This window comes from Nocardia sp. SYP-A9097 (genome assembly GCF_009649815.1).
Taxonomy (GTDB): Bacteria; Actinomycetota; Actinomycetes; order Mycobacteriales; family Mycobacteriaceae; genus Nocardia.
Window position 1 is genome coordinate 47,217 of sequence record NZ_WJIC01000028.1, and the last position, 7,524, is coordinate 54,740.

Annotated in this window: 5 protein-coding genes; 2 read left to right on the forward strand and 3 right to left on the reverse strand. The window is 68.7% G+C overall.

The features are described from left to right. Positions 1–17: 17 nt before the first annotated feature. Both GFY24_RS33945 and GFY24_RS33950 read left to right on the forward strand, forming a co-directional pair. Positions 18–905 carry an SDR family oxidoreductase gene (locus GFY24_RS33945; RefSeq protein WP_153809209.1) on the forward strand — a complete coding sequence of 296 codons (888 nt, stop codon included), beginning with the start codon at positions 18–20 and terminating at the stop codon, positions 903–905. 3 nt (positions 906–908) lie between these two features. Next, entirely contained in the window at positions 909–1,715 is an 807-nt protein-coding gene (locus GFY24_RS33950; protein WP_153809210.1) for an SDR family oxidoreductase, read from the forward strand. A gap of 56 nt (positions 1,716–1,771) precedes the next feature. Here the strand turns inward: GFY24_RS33950 and GFY24_RS33955 are convergent, their stop codons facing one another. The 3 genes from GFY24_RS33955 to GFY24_RS33965 are packed head-to-tail and all read right to left on the reverse strand — an operon-like array spanning position 1,772 to position 7,524. Beyond that, positions 1,772–2,017, reverse strand: coding sequence for a DUF6059 family protein (locus tag GFY24_RS33955; RefSeq protein ID WP_153809211.1), 246 nt, complete (start codon positions 2,015–2,017; stop codon positions 1,772–1,774). A gap of 13 nt (positions 2,018–2,030) precedes the next feature. Further along, entirely contained in the window at positions 2,031–2,879 is an 849-nt protein-coding gene (locus GFY24_RS33960) for a 2-oxo acid dehydrogenase subunit E2 (RefSeq protein ID WP_153809212.1), read from the reverse strand. Positions 2,880–2,907: 28 nt separating this feature from the next. Beyond that, positions 2,908–7,524, reverse strand: a complete 4,617-nt coding sequence (locus GFY24_RS33965) for a type I polyketide synthase (RefSeq protein WP_153809213.1) — start codon at positions 7,522–7,524, stop codon at positions 2,908–2,910.

The window sequence follows — 7,524 nt, forward strand, 5'->3', positions numbered from 1 at the left end:
ACAGAAGGAATAGGCCAATGGTCAACGACAACAAGCGATTCCAGGGCCGCTGCGCTCTGGTGACCGGCGCCTCGGCCGGAATCGGCAAGGCATACGCGGAGGGTCTGGCCGCGCGCGGCGCGAATGTCGTCCTCGTCGCCCGGCGCCGCGACCGGCTCGAAGAGCTGGCGCAGCGACTGCGGGCGGAATTCGGCATCCACGCCGTCGCGGTCGCCGCCGACCTCGCCCACCCCGATGCCGCCACCCAGGTGAAGGCGGAGACCGACGCCCTCGGGCTGGAGATCGACATCCTCGTCAACAATGCCGGATTCGGCACCTACGGACCGTTGCACCAGGTGTCGCCCGCCGCCAATCACGCGCAGGTGATGGTCAATGTCGGCGCCCTGGTCGCCATGACCCACCAGTACCTGCCCGGCATGATCGCCGCCGATCGGGGCACGGTCATGAACGTCTCCTCGATCGCCGCACTGCAACCGATCCCCTACATGTCGGTCTACGGTGCGAGCAAAGCGTTCATCCTGTCGTTCACCGAGGCGCTGTGGCTGGAGACCAGGAAATCCAAGGTCCAGGTCCTGGGTGTCTGCCCGGGCGCCACCGATACCGAATTCTTCGACGTCATCGGTAACGGAGAAGAGACGCTGTTCGGCGGGAAGGTCAGCCCGTCCCGGGTGGTCGACGAATCGATCGCCGCCCTGGACCGCCGCCCACCCTCGGTCATCATCGGCCGGCGCAACAATCTGACGGCGCTGATCCCCCGATTCGTCACGCGGGCGGCGGCGATCAAATTCTCCGGCGCCATGACCCGCCCGCGGACCGAGCACAGCGTGCCTGCCGGTGGCATGGCCAACCCGCCGGCCGGATCCCCGGTCGGCGCACCGATTCCGACACTTCGATCCGGGAGGTAAGTGATGACCGAATCGCCCGCCACAGGCTATGCGCTGATCACCGGCGCATCGAGCGGAATCGGCTCCGCATTCGCCGAGGCACTGGCCGAGAGCGGCCGGGACCTGGTGCTGGTCGCGCGTTCCAAGCAAGCCCTGGTGAGCAGGGCTACCGAGTTGTCGACGCGATACGGCGTGCACGCGGTGCCCTACGCCCTCGATCTCACGCAGCCCGGGGCCGTGCGGGAGTTGGCCACCATGCTCTCCGATGACGGGTTCACCATCGACTTCCTCGTCAACAACGCGGGATTCGGGACCCAAGGACGATTCGACCGGATCGACCCGGAGCGGGACCACGATCAGGTACTGCTCAATGTCGTCACCGTGGTCGATCTATGCCACGCGCTGGTGCCCGGCATGGTGGCGCGCGGGCAGGGCACCGTCGTCAATGTGGGGTCGATGGGAGGGTTTCAACCGGCCCCGTATCTCGCGGTCTACGGTGCGACCAAGGCGTTCATCCTGTCGTTCAGTCAGGCGCTCGCCGGGGAGATCGAGGACACCGGTGTGCGGGTGCTGGCGCTGTGCCCGGGACCGGTGATGACCTCGTTCTTCGATGTGCTCGGCTCGACCCATGCCGCCGTGGGGCAGCAGCTCACCGCCGAACAGGTCGTGGCGGCGGGCCTGCGCGGTCTGAAGCGGGGCCGCCGGGTCGTCGTACCCGGCTGGCAGAACAAGATCACGGCCAACGCGGCCCGGCTGCTGCCGCGCCGGACCATGGTCGCGATCGCAAAACGTTCTGTGGGACTTGATATTTGGGTTCCTCCGGCGAACTGAAACCCCGACGACCAGCTGGCGCGGCGCGGCCCTACCGGCCGCGGCGCGCTCGCGTGTCAGTGCAGCAGGTCGTGCCACAACCGAGCCTCCAGTGCGGTCATCGGTCGCGGATCGAGTTGTTCCGGATGCCCGGGCGCGGGTTCGTCCAGGCAATCGGCCCGCGGGTCCGGCGCCGGCGGCCCGGGCTGCTGCGCGGGCAGCAACACCACATAACCGAAGAACGCGAAGCCACCGGACTTCTCCATACCGGCGAGGAGGAAATTCACGAGCTTACCGAGCAGGCTCATACCTGGTACGGACATCACCGGTCTCCATTCAACCGCGTTCGGCCAGAACGGGTTTCGCGGACTGCTCGACCGCCGGGACCGGGACCACCGCGGGCCCGAACTCCTCCAGCGCGGTCTTGAGCTCCGCGAGCACATCCGCGGCCTCCGCACCATCGATGACCCGGTGATCGAAGGTCAGACTCAGCCGCATCGTCGGCGCGACGACCACCGCACCATCGCGGACGACCGGCCGATCGACCACCCGGCCCACCCCCAGGGTGATGGTCGTACCACCGACCGAATAGAAGCCGTCGACCGGCCGATGCCCCAGCGACGTCAGCGCGAAGGTACCCAGCACCGCGCCCCGGCGGGCCAACGGCCGCGCCACGCGCCGATACGCCAGCCGATCCAGCGGCCACGGAAGCCCCTGCAGCTTGCGCACCGGATCGAACATCGGCATTTTGTCCGGGTCACCGTCCCGAAACGGATCCAGACCACGCTGGATGTCGATCAATTCGGCGTGCTCGAGTCCGGGCAGGATGGTCGCCAGCACCACCCGCTGACCATTCAGCTTCTTGTCCAGCGTGACCTTGCCATTGACCGTGTCGTGCAGGGAAATTCGCGGCCGCGTCGTCCAGCCCTGGATCGCGGCATTGGCCTCCGGATGCCGGATCAGCGTGCGACCGGCCGCGTACAGAATGTAGGTGACCAGCGAGAACCGCTGATCCGCGGCGCGCGCGGCCGTTCGATGCCGCTGCACGGCGGTCATATCGATCTCGGTGTCCAGGAAAACCGGTGAGAATTGGCGAATCTCGCGCAGGAAATTCAATGTGTGCCGGCGCTCGTTGACGATCGGCTGGATTCTCGGCCGCCACTCCGGCCGCTGGGATTTGACCATGATCTTTCCTTTGTTCACGATTCGATGACTACGGGGTGGATTCGGAGACGGGTTCCTCGACGGCGACGCCGTCGAGCAGCTCCAGCAGGGCGCGTGCGATCTCCAGCGGTACCGGCTTCTCATAGAGGATCGGCGGCGAGAGTTGTACCTCGGCCAGCCGCAGCCGATTGCTGAGTTCCAGCGCACCGAACGAGGTGAAGCCGAGATCGAACAGGTTCGCATCACTCGCGACCTCGGCGGCCGAGTCCAGACCCAGCACGTCCGCGGCGGCGCGGCGCACCCACTCGACCACCACCGCCTCCCGCTCGGCCCCGGAAGCACCCGCCAGTAGATGCGCGATCGAGGCCCGCTCCGGCTCGGCGGCGGTGTGCGCGCGATCGGGTCCGGGGACCACACCCCAGAATCGATCCCGGCGATCGGCGCGGCGCTGATCGCCCGGCAGCACGGCGGCGACCACGACCGTGTCCGCACCGGCCTGCCCCACCACGTCCAGCACCCGGCGAGCGGGCACCTCCCACAGTTCGGCCGAGCCGAGCGGACGGGCCGCGCCGTGCGGGCCGGCACCGGTGAGCGGACCCCACGCGACAACCGTGCCGACGGCGCCCCGAGCCCGCCGCGCCCGTACGAGCGCCTCGAAATACGCCTGCACCGGACCCTGATGAGCCAGTTCCGGCACTCCCAGCGTTCCGGAGGCCGGACAGCACAGCACGAACGCGGCGAGGTCGAACCCGCTGGTCAGCTGGTCGAGATTCGAGGCCGCGACCGCGGAAGCTGCCGCGGCCACCAGTCCTGCCTCGGTGAGCTCGGTACTCTCCGGATCGGCGATGTGGTCGTCCACGTGCACGACCGCGTTCAGCGGATGCTCGGCGGGGATCTCGGCCAGTACGGCGGTGAGCGCGTCGCGGTCGGTCACATCACAGGCGACGACACGCACCCGAGGGTCATCCAGCACGCCCCCGATCGCGTCGATCGGCTCCGCGGCGACGACGAGCAGCCGCTGAGCGCCGTTGGCCGCGAGCCAGGACACCGCGGCCCGGCCGAGCAGGGAAGCCACGCCGGTCACCAGGACCGTGCCGGTCGGCGTCCAGCGCGACTCCGCGCCACCCGCGGGCGCGGGCAGCAGGCGTCTGACATAGGCGCGATGTCCGCGCACGGCAACCTGATCCTCATCCGCGTCCGCCAGCACGGTCACCAGGCGACCGAGCGAGACGGCATCGGCGGGGTCCGGCACATCGATCAGGCCGCCCCACCCGCCCGGCGGCTCCGCCAGCAGGGCCTGAGCCAATCCCCATACGGGGGCCTGACCACTCGACGGGACCGGCGGGGTACCGGAGCCGGGTACCGCGACGGCTGCACGGGTGATCACCCACAGCGGGGCCTCGATCCGCGCGGCGGTCAGCGCTCGCAGTACCCGGAGCACCGTCACCGCTCCGCCGAAATGCGTTGCGACACCGGCATTCTCGGCGACGATCAGGACGACACCGGCCGCGGTCGGCAGCGGACCGCCGGCCCCCGCAGCCAGGTCCGCCGGATCCGCGCCATGGTCGGGGATGGTCACGGTCGCCACATCCGCGCCCCCTGTCCGCAGCGCGGCGGCCACCGAAAGCGCGTACGCGCCGGTCGATTCGGACTCGGGAGTCAGCAGCAGCCATGAACCGGACAGCGGCGCGGACTCCGCCGCCGGGAGCGCCCGCCAGCCGATCCGGAAGCGTCGTTCCTCGCGGTCATGCCAGTGCGACAGACCGGGCAGTAGCGCGGCGAGATCGGCCCGCTGTGCCGCGGAGAACCCGAGCAGCTCGGCGAGTCCCTCGGCGTTCCCCGACCGCACCATATCCCAGAAACCGGAGTCGTCGCCCGGGCCGGCGCCCGCAACCGGATCGGTATCCCGGATCCAATACGAGCGGCGTTGAAAAGCATAGGGCGGCAACGATACTCGCTCCGCGTCGGCACCTTCGAATACCGCGGGCCAGTCGATCTGAGCACCGGTGACGAACAGACGGCACAGCGCGGTCAATGCCGACCGCGGCTCGGGACGGCGGGGCTGCAGGACCGGCGTCAAGCTCGGCGGCGCGGAGACCCCCTCGTAGCGGGCCAGCGCCGTACCGGCCATGGCCGTCAAAGTGGCGTCCGGCCCCAACTCGACGAACCGGCCCACACCGGCGCGATGCAGGGTCCCGATCGCATCGTCGAACCGCACCGCCTGGCGAATATGATCACACCAGTAGTCCGGCGAACACAGCTCGGCCACCTCCGCCACCCGGCCGGTGACATTCGAAACAATCGGCGTAGCAGCAGGTTTCAGTGTCAGACCGGCGACCACGGCCCGGAACTCCGCGACCACCTCGTCCATGTGCGGGGAGTGGAACGCATGACTCACCTTCAGTCGGCGCACCTTATGACCCGCGCCCTGGAAGTGGGCCATGACCTCCAGCGCGGCCGCCTCGTCACCCGAAATCACCACCGCGCGTGGGCCATTGACCGCCGCGATCCCGAGACCCGCACGCTCGCGCAGTACGGCCAGAACCTCCTCTTCGGCCGCCTCGATCGCCACCATCGCACCGTCGGCGCGCGCGGACTGCATCAGCCGGCCACGCGCGGCGACCATCGCCGCGGCATCGGGCAGCGTCAGCACACCGGCGACATGCGCGGCGACCAACTCCCCGATCGAATGACCGACCAGAAAATCGGGGGTCGAACCCCACTGCGCGAGTAGCCGATACAGCGCCGTCTCCAGCGCGAACAGCGCGGGCTGGGTATACCTCGTCTGATTCAGCAGATCCGAATCCGGGCTGCCCTGATCGGCGAACATCAATGCCCGCAGCGATCGGTCCAGATGCGGTTCGAATGCCGCGCACACCTCGTCGAGCGCCGCCGCGAATACCGGAAACGCCTGGTACAGGCCCTTACCCATACCGGCGCGCTGCGATCCCTGGCCCGTGAACATGAACGCGGTCGGCCCCTGGCCGGTGGTGGTCCCCTGCACCGTATTGGGCGCGGACTCACCGGCCGCCACACTGTCGAGACCCTGCAGCAGCGCGTCCAGGTCCGCACCCACCAGGGCCGCCCGATGTTCGAAATGCGCGCGGCCGGTGGCGAGGGAGAACCCGACGTCCGCGGGTCGCAGGTCCGGATGTTGCCGCACCCGTTCACGCAGGCGAGCGGCCTGCTCCCGCAACGCCGGTGCGGTGCGCGCGGACAGGACCCACGGGACCATCCGCGAATCGGCGGCCCGCGCGGGGGCTGCCGCGACCGGCCGTTGTTCGACGATGACATGCGCATTCGTGCCCGAAATACCGAACGACGAGACACCCGCACGACGCGGTCTGCCGTCCCGGGTATCCCATTCGCGGGCCCGGGTGAGCAGCTCGACAGCGCCCGTATCCCAATCCACGTGCGGCGTAGGCGCATCCACGTGCAGGGTGCGCGGCATGACGCCGTGGCGCATGGCCTCGACCATCTTGATGACCCCGGCGATACCGGCCGCACCCTGCGTATGACCGATATTCGATTTCACCGAACCGAGCCAGAGCGGACGCTCGGGATCACGATGCCGGCCGTACGTCGCGAGCAGGGCTTGGGCTTCGATGGGATCACCCAGCGACGTCCCGGTGCCATGCGCCTCCACCGCATCGATATCCTCGGCCGCCAATCCGGCATCGGCCAGTGCCTGCCGGATCAACCGTTCCTGCGACGGCCCGTTGGGGGCGGTCAAACCATTACTGGCACCGTCCTGATTCACCGCCGAACCGCGCACCACGGCCAGGATCGGATGCCCATTGGCCTCGGCATCGGAAAGCCGTTCCAGCAGTACCATTCCGGCGCCCTCACCCCAGCCGGTACCGTCCGCCGCCGCCGCGAACGACTTGCACCGGCCGTTCGCCGCGAGCCCGCCCTGCCGGGAGAATTCGACGAACACACCCGGCGTGGCCATCACGGTGACGCCGCCCGCCAGGGCCATCGAACATTCGCCCTTCCGCAACGCCTGAGCCGCCAGATGAATGGCCACCAGCGATGACGAGCAGGCGGTATCGACGGTCAGGGCCGGACCCTCCAGGCCCAGGTTGTACGCGATCCGGCCGGACACCACACTGCCCGCGCTGCCGATCCCGAGTAGGCCCTCGAGGTCCTCATCGGGCAGCCGCACACTGTTGGCGTAGTCGCCGTAGAGCACCCCGGCGAACACTCCGGTACGGGTTCCGCGCATCGCGGCCGGGTCGATCCCGGCCCGTTCGAACACCTCCCACGAGGTTTCCAGCAGCAATCGCTGCTGCGGATCCATGGCGGTCGCCTCGCGCGGGCTGATACCGAAGAATCCGGCATCGAAGGCCGCCGCGTCATAGAGGAATCCGCCCTCGCTGGTGTAACTCTTTCCGCGTGCCCGCTGATCGGTGTCGAACAGATTGTCCAGATCCCAACCCCGATCCTGCGGGAATTCGGAGATCGCGTCCCGTTCGCCGGCGACCAGCTCCCACAATTCCTCCGGAGATGTCACATCGCCGGGGTAGCGGCAGCTCATCGCGACGATCGCGATCGGCTCGCGGCTCGCGGATTCCATCTCCTGCACACGTTGCCGGGTTTGGTGCAGGTCGGCGGTCACCCACTTGAGGTAATCGACCAGCTTCTGTTCCCTGTCCGAGTTCGTCAT

What these genes read in the sequence shown, in the direction of transcription:
- GFY24_RS33950 (WP_153809210.1), top strand. Translation starts at nt 909, where the DNA reads ATGACCGAATCGCCCGCCACAGGCTATGCGCTGATCACCGGCGCATCG.
- GFY24_RS33960 (WP_153809212.1), bottom strand. Translation starts at nt 2,879, where the DNA reads ATGGTCAAATCCCAGCGGCCGGAGTGGCGGCCGAGAATCCAGCCGATC.
- GFY24_RS33945 (WP_153809209.1), top strand. Translation starts at nt 18, where the DNA reads ATGGTCAACGACAACAAGCGATTCCAGGGCCGCTGCGCTCTGGTGACC.
- GFY24_RS33965 (WP_153809213.1), bottom strand. Translation starts at nt 7,524, where the DNA reads ATGACGAACTCGGACAGGGAACAGAAGCTGGTCGATTACCTCAAGTGG.
- GFY24_RS33955 (WP_153809211.1), bottom strand. Translation starts at nt 2,017, where the DNA reads ATGTCCGTACCAGGTATGAGCCTGCTCGGTAAGCTCGTGAATTTCCTC.